This window comes from Aeromicrobium sp. EU05-FHT14F07, assembly GCF_058790455.1.
This window is the reverse complement of sequence record NZ_JBYTCR010000030.1, coordinates 1-19,293: the sequence shown is the minus strand read 5'-3', so window position 1 is coordinate 19,293 and position 19,293 is coordinate 1. Positions and strand designations below refer to the sequence as shown.

Below are 19,293 nucleotides of genomic sequence, written 5' to 3'. Positions count from 1 at the left end.
GTGGATCTGCCACCTTCTGAGCGCTGTTCAGGTGGCAGATCCACCGACGCGGGGGCCAGACGGGGCAAGGATTCTTCCTTCTCGTGGACCGTTCCACGAGAAGGAAGAATCCTTCGTCACCCCAACCCAAAGGGCGCCCAAGATTCTGCATTCACGCGAGTGAGGTCGAACGCTTCTGCGTTCGCTACGGGATCCCGTAGCAAACGCAGCATCCTTGGAGTTCCAGCGCGCGAACGCAGATTCTTGCGTCCAACGCGGGCCGCAGCCCGAGACCCGAAGCCGACCCCCGCCCAGCTGCCCGGTCGAGGCCCTTTCGGAGCGCAGGACGAGTCAAAGCCGCACCGACGCAGCCCCACCCGAGCGAGAGGCCGAACCAACGCAGCCCCACCCCAAGGAGAACCCGCGCCACCGCAGCCGCAGGTCGAGAAGGAGCCGCCCGACGCACCCGCAGGTCGCCGACGGCCCCGTCAGACTCGCGGAGCGAGCTGGTCGTAGATCCAGGCGTACGTCTTCTCCAGGCCGTCGCGCAGGGAGATCGACGGCTCCCAGCCGTACAGCTCGTGGAACATCGTGTTGTCGCTGTTGCGCCCGCGCACGCCCTGCGGGGCGGTCAGGTCGTGCTGCTTCTGCACGGTGATGCCGGCGATGTCCTCGAGGATGCCGATCATCTGGTTGATCGTCACGAGCTCGGAGGAGCCCAGGTTGACGGGCTCGACGTTCTCGCCGGCGAGGATCTCCTGGGTGCCGCGCACGCAGTCGTCGATGTACATGAAGCTGCGGCTCTGCTCGCCGTCGCCCCAGACGTCGATGGTGTGATCGCCGGTGAGCTTGGCCCACGCGATCTTGCGCGACAGCGCGGCGGGGGCCTTCTCGCGGCCGCCCTCGAACGTGCCCTCGGGGCCGTAGACGTTGTGGTAGCGGGCGACGCGGGTGTGCAGGCCGAAGTCCTCGCGGAAGTGGCGCGCCATGCGCTCGCTGAACAGCTTCTCCCAGCCATAGCCGTCCTCGGGGTCCGCCGGGTAGGCGTCGGACTCCTTGAGGGCGGTCACGTCGGGGTCGGTCTGCTTGGTGCCGTTGTAGACGCACGCCGAGCTGCTGTAGAAGAACTGCTCCGTGCCGGCGTCGCGCGCCGCGACGAGCATGTTCGTGCTGGTCAGCACCGACAGCATGCACTCGGCCTTGTTGTTCTCGATGAAGCCCATGCCGCCCATGTCGGCGGCGAGGTTGTAGATCGCCTGGGTGCCGACGGCCATCTTGTGCGCGTCGCCCATGTCGGAGCAGTCGGCGACGACGTTCTCGGCGTCGGCGTGGACCTGGTACCACTCCTCGACCGGCTTCTTGTCGACCGCGCGGACCTGCAGGCCCTGTGCCAGCAGGTCGGCGGCGAGATGCCCGCCGATGAAGCCGCCCGCACCCGTCACCAGAACCGTCATGCCTCGTCCGCCCTCCGTGGGAAGTCGCCCGCGACGTCGGCCGCGGCGTGTGTCCGTACGCCTGTACAACGACCGGGCGCGAGGACGTTACGGGTGCGGGCGTGACGGACGCCGCAGACAGGTTCCCCGACCCGTGCCGAGGCCCCTGCCGTCACCTGTGCCGTGACCCGGACGCCGCCGCGTCGTTGGAACGCGAGAAGGGCCGAGGGAGAGATGGTCGCTGGCCTAGACTTCGCATCGACCCGCCGAGGGCGGGAGCAGGAGGGAGAGCCGTGGACCTGCGGCAGTTCGTCGGCGCCCTGCGCGCGCGCTGGATCTTCAGCACCGTCACGTTCGTGGTGGGGGCGATCATCACGGTCGCCGTGGTGCTGCTGTCCTCGCCGCAGTACGGCTCGTCCGTGAAGGTCTTCATCTCGACGCCGTCGGGGGGCTCGGCCGAGTACGCGGCCTCGTTCATCGTCACCCAGCGCGTCGCGTCGTACGCCGAGCTCGCGACCGACCCGTCGCTGCTGCAGCGCGTCGTCGACGACCTGAACCTCGACGAGTCGGTCGAGGACCTCGAGAAGCACGTGTCGGCGACGGTCATCACGAACACGCAGACGATCGACCTGCAGGTCACCGCCGACACCCCCGAAGGGGCGCAGCGCATCGCCGGTGCCACGGCCGACCAGCTCGTCGACCTCGTCGAGCAGCTGGAGCGTCCGTCGATCCGCGACGAGGCACCCGCCATCGCGGCCCGGATCGCGGCCGAGCCGAGCATCAGCGACGTCCCCGTGTCGCCGAACATCCCGCTCAACATCGGCATCGGCCTGCTCGTGAGCCTCTTCCTGGCGATCGTCGGAGCCCTGCTGCGCGACCTCTTCGACCGCACGGTCAAGTCGCGCCAGGACGTCGAGCGGATCAGCGAGCAGGCCGTGCTCGCGACGCTGCCCTTCGACCCGCTCGTCAAGCGCACGCCGCTCATGACGGAGACCGGCGGCAGCCTGGCCGAGGCGTTCCGGGTGCTGCGCACCAACCTGCAGTTCTCCGACATCGACGGCGAGAGCCACGCGATCCTCGTCTCCAGCGCGCTGCCGAACGAGGGCAAGACGCTGGTCGCCACCAACCTGGCGCTGTCGATGGCGCAGTCGGGTCGCTCGGTGCTGCTCATCGACGCCGACATGCGCAACCCCAACGTCGCCGAGCTGCTGGGACTCGAGAACTCCGTCGGCGTCGTCACGGTCCTCGTCGGCCGCACGTCGCTGGAGGAGGCGACGCAGCCCCACGTCAGCGGCATCAGCTTCATGGGCACCGGTCCCGCGCCGCCGAACCCCGCCGAGGTGCTCGACACGCAGGCCATGCGCGACCTCCTCGCGCGGGTGCGCCAGCAGTACGACGCCGTCATCATCGACGCGCCGCCGATGCTGCCGGTCGCCGACGCCTCGATCCTCCTGCCCGAGGTCGACGGCGTGCTGCTGCTCGTCCGGCACGGCTCGACCACCCGGGAGCAGCTGCGCCTCGCCGTCGGCCGCATCCAGACGATCGGTGGACGGCTCTTCGGCACGGTCCTGAACCGCACGCCGCGCCGCTCGGGCGACGCGGACGGCTACGGCTACGGGTACGGCCACGGCTACGGGTACGGGTACTCCCCGCAGCCCGACCCCGAGCCGGAGCCGCGCACCGCCGTGGTCGAGGAGAAGCTCCGCGGACTCGCGACGCGCGGACGACGCGTCCGGCGGTGAGCAGGGTGGGCACCGAGGCATGAGCGGCGTGACGCGGCAGCGGACGCACGGCACGCTGCGCCCCGAGTGGGTGGAGCGGGTCCGCTCGACCGTGCCCGCGATCGTCACGGGCCTCGCCCTCGTGCTGCTCGTCCCACGCGCGGCGTCGTCCGTCCTGGTCGGCGTCGTGCTCCTGCTCGTCCTGCTCGGCGTGGCGGTGCTGGCCGTCGTCGGCTTCGAGGGCGCCGCGATCGGCTTCCTGGTGCTCGGCACGGCCCTGTCGCCGCTGGACAACCTGCGCCCCGTCGCAGCCCTGGCGTTCGCGTCGACGTCCGACATCGTCCTGCTGCTCGGCGTGTTCGCCCTGGTGCCCGTGCTCATCGGTCGACGGCTCGTCGTCGACCCGCTGTTCCTCGGGGCCGGCGCGGCGTTCGTGGTGGTCGGCCTGTTCACGTCGGCGATGGCAGCCGACCCCGGGACGAGCCTGAACAACCTGCTGCGCCTGGTGGTCGGCGCGCTCCTGCTGCCGATCTTCTACATGGCCTGGCGACCGCCGCGCGCGGTCGTCGTCTCCCTGGCCCTCGCCTACGTCGCGGGCAACGTCGCGAACGTCGTGGCCGCCTACACGGTGGGCGGTGTCGGCGACGGTGGTCGTCGCATCGGCTACTCGACCCACCCGAACGTCATGGGCCTGTGCGCGATGCTCGCCATCGCCCTCCTGCCCTTCCTGCTGGCCGTGGTGCCACGCGGCTGGCGCCCGGCGGTCCTGGCAGCGACGGCCGTCTGCGGCTGGGGCGTGTGGATCAGCGGGAGCCGCGCGGCGCTCGTGGCTGCGGGGGCGGTGCTCGTGCTCTGGGTGCTCGTCAGCCGCTCGGTCACCGTCGCGCTGACCCTCTTCGGGCTGGGCCTGGTGCCGCTGTACTACGTCGGCGTGAACATCTCGAACCTGGCCGCCAGCGACAACGCGCTCGGGCGGCTGCTCGGCGGCGGGTCGTCGCAGGGCTCCAACGCCGAGCGCGAGGTGATCGCCCGCGAGGCGTGGGAGGTCTTCCTCAGCCACCCGATCCTCGGCAACGGCCTCTCCGACGTGCTCAAGGCGCACAACATCTACCTGCAGGTCGCGGCAGCCGTGGGCATCGTCGGGTTCGCGTTCTTCCTCGTCATGCTGGGCTCCACGGTGGTCCGCTCGCTCAGCCTCGACCGGGTCGGCGGACTCCTCGTCCTGCCCTGCCTCGGCTACCTGATGATCGGCTTCATGACGACGATCCTCTGGGACCGCTACGTCTGGTCGGTCCTCGCCCTCCCGTTCCTCGCGTCGGCGGCCTTCGCCGCCGACCGGGCCGTCGCCGGCGCGGACGTCGCGCCCGGCGACCATCCCCTCCCCATCCCGACATCACCGGAGGCCCCATGACCGTCCTCGACCGCGCCACCTGGGTGGCCCGCCGCACCCGTCAGACGGTCTCGGTGTTCGACAACGGGTGGTCGGTGCTGCGCCACATGGCGACCGGCGCCGACGAGCTGGCCTTCGAGGTCGACGGCCTGACCATCTACTGCCCCAACGCCCCCGGCGCGCGCGTGCCGGTCTACGAGGTGTTCGCCGAGGACGAGTACTCGCTCGGCTGGTTCGCGCAGGGACTGCCGGACGACGTGCACGTGGTCGACATCGGGGCGCACATCGGCTGCTTCTCCACCGACCTGGTGCGACGGTTCCCGGGCGCGTCGGTGCACTCCTACGAGCCGACGCCCTCGACGGGCGCCTACACGGTCCGCAACGTGGAGTCCAACCGCCTGGGCGACCGCATCACGGTCCACCGCGCCGCCGTGGGCGCGCGGGCGGGCACGCTCGTCATGGCCGACAACGGACCCGGCAGCGGCCACAACGGCGTGCTGCACCTCGGGGAGTCCGGCGCCACGGAGATCGAGGTGGCCTGCGAGAGCATCGCCGACGCCTTCGCCGCCTCCGGCGGCCGCGTCGACCTGATCAAGATGGACGCCGAGGGTGCCGAGTACGGCATCGTCCTGGAGTCCGACCCCGCCCTCTGGGCCGGTGTCCGGCGCGTCGTCATGGAGTACCACCACTCGGACGACCACGACTTCGGAGAGCTGCGGACCTTCCTCGAGGCGGCCGGACTCTCCCTCGTGCGCCACGAGACCGGCGGGCCCGGCTTCGGGCTCGCGTGGTTCTCGCGCGACCCGCTGCCCGCCGCCTGAGCCGCGGTCACCCCTGACGCAGGAGGACGGCGCCACCGAGGTGGGTGGCGCCGTCCAGGGGGTCCAGCATCGCATCAGCTACCAGGCGTGCAGTTCCTCGTATCGTCGGCCCGGGTCCGCCGGCGGTGACGGGTGTCCCGGAGGCTCGACAACCCAGTGGGACGGGTGATCGCCGCGTGGGTACTGGGTGCTGGGCCGTCTGTGGAGTTGTCCTGCTGAGTCCTTTTCTACGCCTGCCGACCGGACGACGGAACCCCTACGCGGACGTAACCTCACGTGCCCCGTTTCACGAGCGCACGAGGATGCGGCGACCGGTCGAGCGGCGGGTGCGCCGACCTCGTTGCACGAGCAGCGCGGTGCCGGCGGCGGCACCGGCACCGACCAGCGCCCAGAAGGCGCGACCCGTCGTGCTGTGCAGGCCCAGACGGCTGCGCAGCGCGACGGGACGGTCGAACACGAGCACCGGCCAGTCCCGCTCGGCGGCGATCCGGCGCAGCGCCTTGTCGGGGTTGACCGCGAACGGGTGGCCGACGGCCTCCAGCATCGGCACGTCGGTCTCGGAGTCGGAGTACGCGAAGCAGGCGTCGAGGTCGTAGCCGCGCTCCTCCGCGAGCCGGCGCATGGCCGTCGCCTTGTGCGGTCCGTAGGCGTAGAACTCGACCTCGCCGGTGTAGCGACCGTCGCGCTCGACCAGCCGCGTGGCGATGACGTCGTGCACGCCGAGCAGCTCCCCGACCGGGCCGACGACCTCCGAGCCCGAGGCGGAGACGATGACGACGTCGCGTCCGGCGCGCTGGTGGTGCTGGACGAGGTCGACGGCCTCGGCGTAGACGATCGGGTCGATGACGTCGCGGAGGGTGCGGCGCACGGCGTCGCGCACGACCTCGACGTCCCACCCGGCGATGAGCGACGTCATCTGCTGGCGCATCTTCTCCAGCTGGTCGTGGTCGGCGCCGTTGAGGCCGAACATGAAGTTCGCGTAGGCGCTGCGGAGCACGGCGCGCCGGGTCAGCAGCCCGCCCTCGAAGAACGGCTTGCTGAAGGCCAGGGCGCTGGACCGGGCGATGATCGTCTTGTCCAGGTCGAAGAACGCGGCCGAACGGGGGCTCACCCGGCCAGGATAGGCCTGCGGGCGGAGCCGCCGTCCACAGGTGCGCGCCCGGGTGCGTCGTGCGGCGCCCGTCCGTCCACAGGCGGGGCGGAGACGCTGTCCTGGGCCGGTGCCGGCTGGTTGCGTGGGGACATGGACACCGCGCCCCTGCTCGTGGCCACGGCCGACCCCGACGCGCTGGACGACGCGCTGCGCTGGTGCGCGGCCGTGGGCGTCACCCCCGAGGTCGCGTCGGACGCCGTGGCGGCGCGGAGGTCCTGGTCGGCGGCCCGGGCGGTGCTCGTGGCCGCCGACCTCGCGGGCCCCCTCGCCGGCACGGCGCCCCCGCGTCGTGACGGCGTGCTGCTGGTGGGCTCGGGGGAGGCCGACGGGCCGGTCTGGCGCCACGCGGTGGTGCTGGGCGCGGAGGCCGTCCTCGACGCACGGGACGAGCCGGTCGTGCTCGACCGGCTCGGTGCGCTGCTCGACGGCGGCGGCGAGGCAGCCAGCCTCGCCGTCGTCGGAGCGGTGGGCGGTGTCGGTGCGTCCACGCTGGCCACCGCGGTCGCGCTCGAGGCGGCCCGCCGGGGCCACCGTCCGGTGCTCGTCGACGCCGACACCAGGGGAGCCGGCGTCGACCTCGTCCTCGGCGCCGAACGGGTCGAGGGCGTGCGCTGGTCGGCCCTGGGTGGCGCCGACGGCCACGTCGGCGCCACCCGCCTCTCGCGGCTGCTGCCCGAGCACCGCGGTGTCGCGGTGCTCGCCTGCCCGCGCGACGGTGCCGCGGTGCCCGCCGACGTCGCCCCCGACGTGCTCGCGGCCGCGGCCCGTGCCTACGACGTGGTCGTCGCGGACGTGCCCCGGCACCTCGACGGCCTGGGCGCGACGGCGCTGCAGCGCTGCGAGGGTGCGGTCCTGGTCGTGCCCGAGGACGTGCGCTGCGTGGCCGCCGGCCGGATCGCGCTCGCCGAGGTCGGCGCGCACGTGCCGAGGGTCCTGCTGGTGACCGTCCGTCGACCCGGCGGACTCGGCTCGGGGCCGGTGGCGGAGGCGCTGCGGCTCCCGGTGGTGGCGCGCCTCGGCCACGACCGGAGGCTGCGCGGCGACGTCGACCACGGGCGGGGTCCGGGCCGTTCCAGGACCCTGCGTCGCGCGTCGGGCCAGGTGCTCGACCTGCTCGGGCTGGGACCGGTCACGTGACCGACGTCGACCCCGCCCTCGTCGCGCGGGTGCGGGCGCGGCTCGCGGTCGAGGTGCGCGAGCCCACGGCGCAGGCGGTCGCCGAGGCCCTGGGCCTGGAGGCGGGGCTGCGCGGCAGTGCGACCGTGCTGGGCGTCGTCGACGCCCTGCACCGGGAGCGTCGCGGCGCCGGCGAGCTGCAGCCGCTGCTCGACGACCCGCAGGTCACGGACGTCGTGGTCAACGGTCCGCACGCGGTGCACGTCGACCGTGGCCGCGGGCTCGAACGGGTCGACCTCGACTTCCCCGACGACGCCGCGGTGCAGCGACTCGCCCGCCGCCTCGCGGCGCAGGCCGGCCGGCGGCTCGACGACGCCAGCCCCTGGGTCGACGCGCGGCTGCCCGACGGCACGCGGCTGCACGCCGTGCTGGTTCCGCTGGTGCGGCCCGGCACGAGCATCAGCCTGCGCGTGCCGGCCCGACGGTCCTTCACGCTCGAGGCGCTCGTGGCCGCCGGTGGCGTGCACCCCGAGGCTGCGCAGCTCCTGCGGCGGCTCGTCGCGGCGCGGGCGGCGTTCGTGGTCAGCGGGGGCACCGGGACCGGCAAGACGACGCTGCTGGCGACGCTCCTCGGCCTCGTCCCTCGGCAGGAGCGCGTCGTGCTGGTGGAGGACGCAGCAGAGCTGGCGCCGGAGCACCCGCACGTCGTCGCGCTGGAGGCGCGCCCGGCCAACGTCGAGGGCGCCGGTCTGGTGACGCTGCGCGACCTGGTGCGCCAGGCGCTGCGGATGAGACCGGACCGCCTGGTGGTGGGGGAGGTGCGCGGCGGCGAGGTCGTCGACCTGCTGGCCGCGCTGAACACCGGCCACGAGGGTGGCTGCGGCACGGTGCACGCCAACTCCGCGGCCGACGTGCCGGCGCGGTTCGAGGCGCTGGGCGTCGCCGGCGGACTCGGTCGCGACGCCGTGCACAGCCAGCTGGCCGCCGGGGTGCAGGCCGTCGTGCACCTGCAGCGGGGTCGGGACGGGGTGCGTCGGCTCGAGGAGGTCGGCGTCCTCGTCGCGGACGCCGCGACCGGCCAGGTGCGGTGCGTGCGAGCAGCCGGTCTGGTGGACGGACGCTGGGTGGCGGGTCCGGCGCACGAGCGCTGGACCGCCCTCGTCGAGGACGGTGCGTGAGGCTCTCGACCGGGCTGCCGCTGCTGTGCGCCACGTGCGCCGCAGCAGCCGTGCTGCTGTCGTGGCCGCCCGGGCGGTGGGTGCTCGCGGTCCGGCTCGGGGCGGGCGCGGTCGTCGACGGCGACGCCGTGCGCCGCCTCGTGGCGGGCGCCGGGCGTCGGCTCCGCGCAGGGTGGGGCGGCTGGCTCCCCGTCGCGGTCGCCGGCGGACTCGCGCCCTGGGTCGCGACCTCGCCCGTCCCGGCCGTCCTGCTCGCGACGGCGGCCGGCTGCGCCCTGGCGGGCTGGCGGCTCATGAACCGGGCCCGGGCACGGCGGGCCGCCTCCGAGCTGGCCGAGCGCGTGGCGGCCTCCCTCGAGCTGCTCGCCGCCGAGCTCCGGGCGGGCGTCCTGCCCGCTGAGGCCCTGCGGAACGCGGGCGACGACCTGCCCGAGCTCCGCCAGGTGTCGGAGGCCGCGGGGCGTGGTGGCGACGTCGCCGCCGCGCTCGACGTCGTCGCCCGTCGTCCCGGGGCCGACGACCTGGCGCAGGTGGCAGCGGCCTGGCGCGTGGCGGAGCGGTCCGGCGCGCCTGTCGCCGACGTCCTCGACCGCGTGGTCGACGCGGTGCGGTCCGACCGCGACCTCGGGCGCGAGGTGCGGGCGGAGTGCGCGTCGTCGCGGGCGACCGCCCGGCTGCTCGCCGTGCTGCCCGTGCTCGGCCTGGCGCTGGGGTCCGGGCTGGGCGGCGATCCTGTGCACGTGCTCACGGCGACCCTGCCCGGCGCGTCGTGCCTGGCCGCCGGCTGCGCCCTGGCGCTGCTCGGGCTGGTGTGGGTCGAGCGGATCGTCGCCACCGCCGAGGCCCGGCGGTGAACGTCGCCGCGTGCCTGTGCGCTGCGGTCGCCGTGTGGCTGGTCCTGCCGGCGCCGGCCACCGCCCGGCACCGCACGCTGCTCGGCGCACCCCCGCCGCGGCGCCGAGCCTCCCCGCAGCTCATGGTCACCCTCCTCGTGCCGGTGGCCTGCCTCGTCGTGCTCGGTCCCGTACCGGGCGCCGGCGTCGCGCTCGTGGCGACGCCCCTCGCCCGTGCCGCGGTGACCACCACGGTCTCTGCGGCGGAGCGCCGCCGCCGCGACCTGGTGGCGCGGCAGCTGCCCGGAGCGCTCGACCTGCTCGTCGCGGTGCTGGCGTCGGGCCGACCGGTCGTCGTGGCCCTCGACGTGGTGGCCGGTGCCGTTCCCGCGCCGTTGCGGGACGACCTCGAGGGGATCGTGGGCCGGCTGCGCTCGGGGGCCGACGCCGCCGCCGTGTGGGACGTGCTCGCGCGGCACCCCACGCTCGCCGTGCTGGCGCGGGCGTTCCGACGCGCCGAGCAGTCGGGTGCGCCGGTGGCGGCCGTCCTGGCTGCCACGGCGGCCGACGTGCGCCGTGACGTCGCGGCGAGGTCGCGGGAGCGGGCGCGCGCCGTGGCCGTCCGGACCGCGGCGCCGCTCGGCCTCTGCTTCCTGCCCGCGTTCCTCCTCGTTGGCATCGTGCCGTCCCTGCTCGGCGTGGCGTCGGGCCTCGACCTCCTCGGAGGCTGAGCCGCCTGTCCGTCCACAGGCGGTCCCGCCGACCGGAGGAGGCAGCCGCCCGGTCCACATCGCTCGACGCCGTGGGCACTCGGACCGTCGACGACGCCATCTCCTCGGTGTCAGCCCGTTCCACGAAAGGACAGCCATGCACCTCTCCACCTCCCGCCCCGCCCCGTCGAGGACCCGATCCCGCGGCGCCTCGCTCGTCGCCCGTGTGACCCGCCGCGGTCGACGGCAGGACGGCATGACCACGGCGGAGTACGCCGTCGGCACGCTCGGTGCCTGCACCGTCGGCGGTGTGCTCGTGAAGATCGGCCAGTCGGAGTGGTTCGGCGACCTGGTCAAGGACGTCATCGACAACATCCCGAACGTCCTGCCGAACCTGTTCTGACCCAGCCGGCTCCAGGGCGGGGGAGTCCGTCCCGCCCTGGAGCCTGCCGACCTGACCGAGGAGGTCACCGTGCCGCGCCCGACCCGTTCCGACGTCCCCGCCACCGCACCACCCGCTCGCCGGTCGCGCGTCCGACCTCCCGGCGACGGCGGCGCCACGACGGCCGAGTACGCCGTCGGCACGCTGGGGGCCGTCACCTGCGCCGTCGTGGTGCTGCGCCTCGGCACCGACGGCTGGTTCCTCGACCACGTCTCCGCGCTGCTGCGGCAGGCCCTGGAGCCCCGCTCCCTCCTGGAGCTCCTGTGGCACAGTCGTCCGTTCGCGCCCCTGCGATGAGGCGACGCGGCGAACGCGGCACGGCCACGGCCGAGCTGGCCGTCCTCGCGCCGTTCGGGCTCGTGCTCGTCGTGCTGCTCGTCTGGGTCGCGTCCCTCGGCCTGACCCAGGTGCGGCTCGTCGACGCCGCCCGGGAGGGCGCTCGTCTGGTCGCGCGGGGCGAGCCCGAGGCCGACGCCGTCGCCGTCGTGCGGCGGCTGGCGCCCGCCGGGTCCACGGTGGAGGTGGCCGAGGGCGCCGACGGGACCGTCGCGGTCACGGTACGGGTGCGGACGCGGGCACCCCTCGGCTTCGCGTCGACGGTGGGCTCCACCCGGCTCGACGCGACCGCGGTGGCAGCCGTGGAGACGTCGTGAGCACGCCGCCGGCCGATCGGGGATCGGTCACGGTGCACGCGCTCTGGGTCGGCGCCGTCCTCGTGACCGTCGTCGCGCTGGGGCTGCAGGTGACCGGCCTGGTCGCGCTGCGGCACCGCGTGTCCGGCGCAGCCGACCTCGCCGCCCTGGCCGGCAGTCGGGCGTCCACGGAGGGCGCCGACCCCTGCGAGGCCGCCCGTGAGGTGGCGCGCCGCAACCGCGCCACGCTCGAGCGGTGCCGTGCCGACCTCGACGTCGTCACGGTCACCGCGACCGCCGCCACCAGGCCGTGGTGGGGCGGGACGTGGCGCGCACGGGTGCAGGCGCGGGCCGCGCCGGCCTGGTACGAGCGGTGAGCGTGGGCTCAGTCCTCGGGTGCGCCGTCGAGCAGGGCGTCGAGCAGCCGCACCGCGCCCGCCTTGTCGAGCGGCTCGTTGAAGTTCCCGCACTTCGGCGACACCACGCACGACGGGCACCCGTCGCGACACTCGCAGTCGTCGATCGTCGCGCGCGTGACGCGCAGCCACCGCTCCACGACCTCGTAGCCGCGCTCGGCGAAGCCTGCGCCGCCCGGGTGGCCGTCGTAGACGAAGATCGTGAGCGTCCCGGTGTCCGCGTGGACGGCGGCCGACAGCCCGCCGAGGTCCCAGCGGTCGCAGGTGGCGAGCAGCGGCAGCAGCCCGATCGCGGCGTGCTCGGCCGCGTGCGCAGCGCCGGGCACGTCGGTGCGTTCCAGCACCCGCTCCACCACGTCCGGGGGCAGCGTCCACCAGGTCGCGACGGTGCGCAGCGTGCGCGACGGGAGGTCGAGCGGCTCCTCGCCCACCAGGCTGCCGTCGTGCCGCCGGCGGCTGAACGAGACCGCCTGGCTCGTCACGTCGACCTCGCCCAGGTGGACCGTCGTGGCACCCCAGCGTCGCGTGCGCCGGGTGGCGACCACCGAGACCTCCGTGGTCGAGCGCGCCGACGTCGACCAGCCGGGGTCCTCGGCGTGGACGACCGCCACGCCGTCGTCCACGTCGTACTCGTCGACCACGTGCACCTGGCCCTGGTGCACGTACACCGCCCCCTCGTGCACCTCTCCGTCGGCGGCACCGGCGTCGACCGTGCCGACCAGGCGCCCGGTCGGGCCGTCGACGATCTGCACCGGTGCGCCGCCGCTGCCGCGCAGGTCGGCGAGCGCGGCAGCGCGGTCGCGGCGGGTCCAGAACCAGCCCGCCGTCCTCCGTCGCAGCCAGCCGGCGGCCTCCAGCGCGTCGACCCCCTCGCGGGCGCGGGGGCCGAACAGCTCCAGGTCGGCCTCCGTCAGCGGCAGCTCCTGCGCGGCGGCGGCGAGGTGCGGACCCAGCACGTACGGATTGTCGGGGTCGAAGACGGTGGCCTCCACCGGCGCGCCGAGCCACGCGTCGGGATGGTGCACCAGGAACGTGTCGATGGGCTCGTCACGTGCCACGAGCACGCCGAGCGAGCGCTGGCCGTCGCGCCCGGCCCGTCCCACCTGCTGCCAGAACGCCGCACGCGTGCCCGGGAACCCCACGCTGACGACGGCGTCGAGGCCGCTGACGTCGACGCCCAGCTCGAGCGCGTTCGTCGCGGCCAGGCCCAGCAGGTCGCCGGAGCGGAGCCGGTCCTCCAGCTCACGACGCTCCTCGGGCAGGTAGCCGCCGCGGTAGGTGGCGACCCGCGCCGGCAGCTCCGGCGCCACCTCGCCGAGCCGGTCCTGGGCCCCCCGCGCGATGGCCTCGGCCCCTCGACGGGACCGCGAGAAGACCAGCGTGCGCGTGCGGTCCAGCACCAGGTCGGTGAGGACGTCGGCGGCCTCCCGGCCCGCGGACCGCCGGCTCGGCGGCTGGGAGGGGTGCGCCGCGCCCACCAGCGGCGGCTCCCAGAGCGCGATCGTGCGCGGACCGTGGGGCGAGGCGTCGTCGGTCACGGCCACCACGTCGAGCCCGGTCAGCCGCCGCGCCGACGCCTCGGGCTCGCTCACCGTCGCCGAGGAGAGCACGACCACCGGCTGCGACCCGTGATGCGCGCACACGCGCAGCAGCCGGCGCAGCACGTGCGCGACGTGCGCGCCGAACACCCCGCGGTAGTGGTGGCACTCGTCCACGACCACGACCTGGAGTCCCGCGAAGAGCCGCGCCCAGCGCTCGTGGCCGGGCAGGAGGGTGTGGTGCACGGTGTCGGGGTTGGTGAGCACGAGCTGCGCGTGGTCGCGTGCCCACGAGCGCTCGTCGAGCGAGCTGTCGCCGTCGACGGTGGTCGCCCGCACGAGCGGTCCACCCTCCTCGTCGCGGGGCAGGCGTCGCAGCTGGTCGGCGGCGAGGGCCTTCGTCGGTGCCAGGTAGAGGGCCGTCGGGGCGCGGTGCCCGCGGATCGCATCGCCTGTGCGACCGCGGACCAGCGCGTCGAGCGCGGGGACCTGGTAGGTCAGCGACTTGCCCGAGGCCGTCCCCGTCGACACGACGACGTGCCGGCCGGCGTGCACGTGCGCGAGCGCCTCGGCCTGGTGGGCCCAGAGGTGGGTGACGCCCTGGGCGGCGAACGCGGTGCGCACGCGCGGGTCGACCCACTCCGGCCACGGCTCCACGACGGCGTCGCGCGCGGGGACCTCGTGCAGGTGCAGGATCCGGTCGGCGTAGCGCGTCAGCACTCGGTCCGGTTCCACCGGGCCATCCTCCCAGGGTCCCCGTCGGAGCCGCCGACGACGGGGCGTCCACGCGTCCGGCGTGGTTGACTTGGTCCATCTCCGAGGAAGGACGTTGATGGAGCTCCTGCTGACCACCCGCACCGACGAGCCCTTCGAGATCATCGAGGTCGGCGGCGAGATCGACGTGTACACCGCGCCCCGGCTGCGGGAGGCGATCGTGGAGGCGATCGACGCAGGTCACCTGCGCCTCGTCGTCGACGTGCAGCGCGTCGACTTCCTCGACTCGACCGGTCTCGGCGTCCTCGTGGGCGCCCTCAAGAAGGTCCGGGCGGGCGGCGGCTCGCTCGACATCGTCTGCACCCACCCGCGGCTGCTCAAGATCTTCGAGATCACCGGCCTCGACAAGGTGTTCGGCCTGCACGAGTCCGTCGAGGCCGCGCGCGCCGCGCACGACACCGCCGACCTCGCCTGAGGTCGCCCCGACGTCGGCGTGACACGCTGACGCCATGGAACGACTGCGCGCCCGCCTGACCGACGTCGGCTTCACCGTCGAGCAGGTGCAGGTCCTGCTGGGGACCGAGGCCCACGGGGCCCTGCTGCGCAACGAGACGACGCCGGCCGAGCGCGCCACCCGCGACGGCTCGCCGCTCTCGACGCTGGTGCGCCTGTTCTCCCTGCAGCGACCTGAGCCTGCCGCGGCCGTCTCGGCCGCGCTGCCGGGGCAGGTGGACGAGCTGGTGGATCGCGGCGTCCTCGCCCGCGACGGCGACGTGGTGCGCGCGCTGGTCGACGTCCGCCCCTACGGCGACGAGACGCACGACTGGTGGGTCGTCTGCGACCTGACCCCCGGGCTCGACACGCGCCCCATCGAGGTCGGTCCCGAGCACGTCCTCGGCATCAGCGAGGCGTCCTCCTCCCTCGCCCAGCTCACCGTGCCGGGCCCCTCCCTCCGCCCCACCCCACGATTCGGTACGTCATCGCCCTTTCCCGCGACGGGAACAGGCGATGACGTACCGAATCGTGGGGACTCGACGCGCGCGCTCGACCTCGGGACCGGGTGCGGGGTCCAGGCGCTCCACCTGGCGCAGGGGCACGACCGCGTCGTCGCCACCGACGTCAACCCGCGGGCCCTCTGGGCAGCGCGGCTCACGGCCGAGCTCAACGGCGTCGACGTCGACGTACGCGACGGCTCCTTCTGGGACCCGGTCGCGGGCGAGCGCTTCGACACCATCGCCACCAACCCGCCCTTCGTCGTCTCCCCACCGACCGGGGACCGGCTCGTCTACCGTGAGAGCAGCCTCGCGACGGACGGCGTCGTGCGCACGGTCGTCGCCGGAGCCGCGGACCACCTCGTCCCGGGCGGCTGGTGCCAGGTGCTCGGCAGCTGGGTGCACACCGACGAGCCGTGGCAGGAGCGGCTGGGCGGGTGGGTCGGGCCGACCGGCCTGGACGCCTGGGTGGTCCAGCGTGAGGTGGTGGACCTCTCGGCGTACGTCGAGATGTGGCTGGCCGACGCGGGCGTCCGACACCGGCCCGACTACACGGCCCGCTACGACGCCTGGCTCGACTGGTTCGACGCCCAGGGCGTGCAGGCCATGGCGTTCGGATGGATCAGCCTCCGCGCGGCGCACCGCGACGTGCCCGTGCTGCGGCTGGAGGAGTGGCGCCACGAGGTCGTGCCGCCCGTCGGGGGCGCGGTCCTCGCCTGGGCCGAGCGGGTCGACGCCCTCGCCGCCGCCGACGACGTCCTCGACGTCCGCTGGCGGCAGGCACCCACGCTGACGCAGGAGACGTTCGGCCGGGCCGGCGAGGAGGATCCGGAGGCGATCGTCCTGCGCCTGGGGGAGGGGCTGCGCCGCGCCGCGCAGGTCGACACGGTCCAGGCGGGGCTCGTCGGAGCGCTCGACGGCGACCTGACGGCCGGGCAGGTGCTCGACGCGCTCGCCCGGCTCCTCGATCGCGATCCCGAGGCCCTGCGCGAGCAGTACCGCCCGGTCGTCCACGAGCTCGTCGCCGACGGCCTGCTGGTTCCCTGACCGCCCGGCACGGGCCGTGTGGCGCGCGCCACCTGTGCCCCCGGGGCACGATGTTCCTTGACAAGGCGCGTTAGCGTATGCCGCGTCCGGCCCGCTGTCCGTGCGCCCGGACCGTCCACGAGGGAGTAACACCGTGACCACGCTCGTCATCGTCGAGTCGCCGAACAAGGTGCGCAGCATCCAGTCGTACCTGGGTGACGGCTACGTCGTCGACTCCAGCGTGGGCCACATCCGCGACCTCCCGAAGGGCGCCGACCAGGTGCCGGCCAAGTACAAGGGCCTGCCCTGGGCGCGCCTCGGCGTCGACATCGAGAACGGCTTCGACCCCGTCTACGTCGTCGCCGCCGACAAGAAGCCGCAGATCACCAAGCTCAAGAAGCTCCTCAAGGAGGCCGACGAGCTCGTGCTCGCGACCGATGAGGACCGCGAGGGCGAGGCCATCGCCTGGCACCTGTTCGACGAGCTGAAGCCGAAGGTGCCCGTCAAGCGGATCGTCTTCAACGAGATCACCCAGGAAGCGATCACCCGGGCCGTCCAGAACCCGCGCGACATCGACATGGACCTCGTCGACGCGCAGGAGACCCGCCGCATCCTCGACCGGCTGTACGGCTACGAGGTCAGCCCGGTCCTGTGGAAGAAGGTCATGTCGGGTCTCTCGGCCGGGCGCGTGCAGTCGGTCGCGACGCGCCTCGTCGTCGAGCGCGAGCGGGAGCGCATGGCGTTCCGCTCGGCCTCGTACTGGGACCTCGACGCCACGTTCGACGCCGGCGAGCAGCACGACGACGCGCGCCTGTTCCCCGCCCGTCTGGTGACGGTCGGCGGCAAGCGGGTCGCGAACGGGTCGGCCTTCGCCGACGACGGCACGCTGAAGAACGCCGACGTCGCGCACCTCGACGAGGCGCGCGTCACCGCGCTCGCGGACGGCCTGCGCGACGAGACGTTCACGGTCGCCTCGGTCGACGCGAAGCCCTACACCCGCAAGCCGTACGCGCCGTTCCGCACCACGACGATGCAGCAGGAGGCGTCGCGCAAGTTCGGCTTCGGCGCCGCCCGCACGATGCAGGTCGCGCAGCGCCTGTACGAGGGCGGGCACATCACCTACATGCGCACCGACTCGATCACCCTGTCGCAGACCGCGCTGAACGCGTCGCGCGCCCAGGTGAGGGAGCTGTACGGCGCGGAGTACCTGCCCGACAAGCCCCGCACCTACACGGGCAAGGTCAAGAACGCCCAGGAGGCGCACGAGGCCATCCGTCCTGCCGGCGAGAAGTTCACGACCCCGCAGGCCACCGGGCTGCGCGGCGACGAGCTGAAGCTGTACGAGCTGATCTGGAAGCGGACGCTCGCGTCGCAGATGAAGGACGCGCGCGGCGAGCAGGTCTCGATCCGGCTCACCGCCACGGCGTCCGACGCGGCCGGCGCCGACGCCGGGGCCCCCGTCGAGCTCACCGCCTCGGGGCGCACCATCACGTTCCACGGCTTCCTGAAGGCGTACGTGGAGTCCCGCGAGGACAACGGCCAGGGTGACGACCAGCAGACGAAGCTGCCCGCGCTCGCCCAGGGCGAGACGGTGACCGCGCACGAGCTGACGCCCGCCGGGCACGAGACGAAGCCGCCGGCCCGCTACACCGAGGCGTCGCTGATCAAGGAGCTCGAGGACCGCGAGATCGGCCGTCCGTCGACCTACGCGTCGATCATCGGCACCATCCAGAACCGCGGCTACGTGTTCAAGAAGGGCACCGCGCTCGTCCCGGCGTGGATCGCGTTCAGCGTGGTCCGGCTGATGGAGCAGCACTTCCCGCGCCTGGTCGACTACTCCTTCACCGCCGAGCTGGAGGACGTCCTCGACCAGGTGTCCCACGGGCGCGAGGAGCGTCAGCGCGTGCTGGAGGGCTTCTGGGCCGGCAGCGGCGAGAAGGACACCGGCCTCAAGCGGCTCATCGAGAACCTCCCCGACATCGACGCCCGCGGGCTCGCCACGTTCGAGCTCGGCGACGACGTCGCGGTGCGCGTCGGGCGCTACGGACCGTACGTCGAGGGCCCGCCGATGGTGCCCGGCAAGGACGGCGTCGACGTCCCCACCCGGGCGAACGTGCCCGAGGACCTCCCGCCGGATGAGCTGACCCTCGAGAAGGCGAAGGAGCTGCTGGCGAACCCGGCTGGTGCCGAGAAGATGCTGGGCACCCACCCGGAGACCGGCCTGGACCTCGTGGTCAAGAACGGCCGGTTCGGCCCGTACGTGACCGAGCTGCTGCCGGAGGACGCGAAGAAGGGCGAGAAGCCGCGCACCGCGAGCCTCTTCCGCTCGATGAGCATGGACTCGATCGGCATCGACGACGCCGTGCAGCTCCTCACGCTCCCGCGCGTCGTCGGCACCGACGTCGACGGCACGGAGATCACCGCCCAGAACGGTCGCTACGGCCCGTACCTGAAGAAGGGCACCGACTCGCGCTCGCTGGAGTCGGAGGAGCAGCTGTTCACGCTCACCGAGGAGCAGGCCCGCGCCATCTACGCGCAGCCGAAGACCTACGGCCGCCGCGGCACCGCGAAGCCCCCGCTGAAGGAGCTCGGCGTCGACCCGGTCAGCGAGAAGCCGATCGTCGCCAAGGACGGCCGCTTCGGCGTCTACGTCACCGACGGCGAGACCAACGCCTCGCTGCGCAAGGACGACGACCTCGAGACCCTGACCCCCGAGCGCGCCCAGGAGCTCCTCGCCGAGCGTCGCGCCCGCGGTCCGGTCAAGAAGACGGCGAAGAAGAGCGCGAAGAAGACCACGACCAAGAAGACGGCGGCGAAGAAGACGGCCACCAAGAAGACGGCTGCGAAGAAGACCGCCGCGAAGAAGACCACGGCGAAGAAGACGGCGGCGAAGAAGACGGGGACCGCGAAGAAGAGCTGAGTCCTCTCGGGCTGCGGTGGTCGTGACCTTGCTGGTGCGCTGGCGACGTTGGGCCGTGCTTGCTGGTGCGCTGCCGTAGGGGGTTTGTACCCGCTGGTGCGGTGCCGCAGGGAGTCTTCGCTTGCTGGTGCGCTGCCTCGGCTCACGCTGGGGGTGGCCTCCGAAAGGGCCTCGACCGGGCAGCTGGGCGGGGGTCGGTTTCGGGTCTCGGGCTGCGGCCCGCGTGGGACGCAGGATTCTGCGTTCGTGCGTTGGGGTTCGAAGGATGCTGCGTTTGCT

At 73.7% G+C, this 19,293-nt stretch carries 17 protein-coding genes; 14 read left to right on the top strand and 3 right to left on the bottom strand.

The window, feature by feature from the left end:
• Nucleotides 1–467: 467 nt before the first annotated feature.
• Nucleotides 468–1,433, bottom strand: coding sequence for an NAD-dependent epimerase/dehydratase family protein (locus tag AC3WRM_RS17840; RefSeq protein ID WP_492248438.1), 966 nt, complete (start codon nucleotides 1,431–1,433; stop codon nucleotides 468–470).
• Nucleotides 1,434–1,705: 272 nt separating this feature from the next.
• Between AC3WRM_RS17840 and AC3WRM_RS17835 the strand changes: the two genes are divergently transcribed.
• The 3 genes from AC3WRM_RS17835 to AC3WRM_RS17825 are packed head-to-tail and all read left to right on the top strand — an operon-like array spanning nucleotide 1,706 to nucleotide 5,344.
• A complete protein-coding gene (locus AC3WRM_RS17835; protein ID WP_492248439.1) occupies nucleotides 1,706–3,154 on the top strand; it encodes a tyrosine-protein kinase domain-containing protein in 1,449 nt (482 codons plus the stop codon).
• Nucleotides 3,155–3,173: 19 nt separating this feature from the next.
• On the top strand, nucleotides 3,174–4,544 hold the full coding sequence (locus tag AC3WRM_RS17830; RefSeq protein WP_492248440.1) for an O-antigen ligase family protein: 1,371 nt from the start codon (nucleotides 3,174–3,176) through the stop codon (nucleotides 4,542–4,544).
• Nucleotides 4,541–5,344 (top strand): FkbM family methyltransferase, encoded by an 804-nt coding sequence (locus tag AC3WRM_RS17825; protein WP_492248441.1) that lies wholly within the window; start codon nucleotides 4,541–4,543, stop codon nucleotides 5,342–5,344. The genes AC3WRM_RS17830 and AC3WRM_RS17825 overlap by 4 nt, the downstream gene beginning before the upstream one ends.
• A 286-nt stretch (nucleotides 5,345–5,630) precedes the next feature.
• On the opposite strand, the gene AC3WRM_RS17820 is transcribed toward AC3WRM_RS17825, so the two are convergent.
• Nucleotides 5,631–6,455 (bottom strand): HAD family hydrolase, encoded by an 825-nt coding sequence (locus AC3WRM_RS17820; protein ID WP_492248442.1) that lies wholly within the window; start codon nucleotides 6,453–6,455, stop codon nucleotides 5,631–5,633.
• A 132-nt stretch (nucleotides 6,456–6,587) separates the two neighbouring features.
• On the opposite strand from AC3WRM_RS17820, the gene ssd reads away from it, so the two are divergent.
• The 8 genes from ssd to AC3WRM_RS17780 all read left to right on the top strand — a co-directional run bounded on the left by ssd (nucleotide 6,588) and on the right by AC3WRM_RS17780 (nucleotide 11,785).
• Nucleotides 6,588–7,634 (top strand): septum site-determining protein Ssd, encoded by a 1,047-nt coding sequence (gene ssd, locus AC3WRM_RS17815; protein WP_492270936.1) that lies wholly within the window; start codon nucleotides 6,588–6,590, stop codon nucleotides 7,632–7,634.
• Entirely contained in the window at nucleotides 7,631–8,791 is a 1,161-nt protein-coding gene (locus tag AC3WRM_RS17810) for a TadA family conjugal transfer-associated ATPase (protein ID WP_492248445.1), read from the top strand. Before ssd ends, AC3WRM_RS17810 begins: the two co-directional genes overlap by 4 nt.
• Nucleotides 8,788–9,645 carry a type II secretion system F family protein gene (locus AC3WRM_RS17805; RefSeq protein WP_492248446.1) on the top strand — a complete coding sequence of 286 codons (858 nt, stop codon included), beginning with the start codon at nucleotides 8,788–8,790 and terminating at the stop codon, nucleotides 9,643–9,645. The genes AC3WRM_RS17810 and AC3WRM_RS17805 overlap by 4 nt, the downstream gene beginning before the upstream one ends.
• Nucleotides 9,642–10,355 carry a type II secretion system F family protein gene (locus AC3WRM_RS17800; RefSeq protein WP_492248447.1) on the top strand — a complete coding sequence of 238 codons (714 nt, stop codon included), beginning with the start codon at nucleotides 9,642–9,644 and terminating at the stop codon, nucleotides 10,353–10,355. The genes AC3WRM_RS17805 and AC3WRM_RS17800 overlap by 4 nt, the downstream gene beginning before the upstream one ends.
• A gap of 136 nt (nucleotides 10,356–10,491) precedes the next feature.
• Entirely contained in the window at nucleotides 10,492–10,737 is a 246-nt protein-coding gene (locus AC3WRM_RS17795; RefSeq protein WP_492248448.1) for a DUF4244 domain-containing protein, read from the top strand.
• A gap of 69 nt (nucleotides 10,738–10,806) precedes the next feature.
• The gene (locus tag AC3WRM_RS17790) at nucleotides 10,807–11,073 is read left to right on the top strand and encodes a DUF4244 domain-containing protein (RefSeq protein ID WP_492248449.1); all 267 of its coding nucleotides are present in this window, start codon (nucleotides 10,807–10,809) and stop codon (nucleotides 11,071–11,073) included.
• The gene (locus AC3WRM_RS17785) at nucleotides 11,070–11,429 is read left to right on the top strand and encodes a TadE family type IV pilus minor pilin (RefSeq protein ID WP_492248450.1); all 360 of its coding nucleotides are present in this window, start codon (nucleotides 11,070–11,072) and stop codon (nucleotides 11,427–11,429) included. The genes AC3WRM_RS17790 and AC3WRM_RS17785 overlap by 4 nt, the downstream gene beginning before the upstream one ends.
• Nucleotides 11,426–11,785 carry an Rv3654c family TadE-like protein gene (locus AC3WRM_RS17780; protein WP_492248451.1) on the top strand — a complete coding sequence of 120 codons (360 nt, stop codon included), beginning with the start codon at nucleotides 11,426–11,428 and terminating at the stop codon, nucleotides 11,783–11,785. Before AC3WRM_RS17785 ends, AC3WRM_RS17780 begins: the two co-directional genes overlap by 4 nt.
• Nucleotides 11,786–11,793: 8 nt before the next feature.
• On the opposite strand, the gene AC3WRM_RS17775 is transcribed toward AC3WRM_RS17780, so the two are convergent.
• Nucleotides 11,794–14,097, bottom strand: coding sequence for a DEAD/DEAH box helicase (locus tag AC3WRM_RS17775; RefSeq protein WP_492248452.1), 2,304 nt, complete (start codon nucleotides 14,095–14,097; stop codon nucleotides 11,794–11,796).
• 97 nt (nucleotides 14,098–14,194) lie between these two features.
• Here AC3WRM_RS17775 and AC3WRM_RS17770 point away from each other — a divergent pair, with 97 nt between their 5' ends.
• From AC3WRM_RS17770 to topA, 3 genes are all read left to right on the top strand, one after another.
• Complete coding sequence (locus AC3WRM_RS17770) at nucleotides 14,195–14,551, top strand: STAS domain-containing protein (protein ID WP_492248453.1); 357 nt, start codon at nucleotides 14,195–14,197, stop codon at nucleotides 14,549–14,551.
• A 34-nt stretch (nucleotides 14,552–14,585) separates the two neighbouring features.
• Entirely contained in the window at nucleotides 14,586–16,115 is a 1,530-nt protein-coding gene (locus AC3WRM_RS17765) for a DUF7059 domain-containing protein (RefSeq protein WP_492248454.1), read from the top strand.
• Between the two features lie 133 nt (nucleotides 16,116–16,248).
• The gene (topA, locus tag AC3WRM_RS17760; protein WP_492248455.1) at nucleotides 16,249–19,014 is read left to right on the top strand and encodes a type I DNA topoisomerase; all 2,766 of its coding nucleotides are present in this window, start codon (nucleotides 16,249–16,251) and stop codon (nucleotides 19,012–19,014) included.
• Nucleotides 19,015–19,293: the final 279 nt, after the last annotated feature.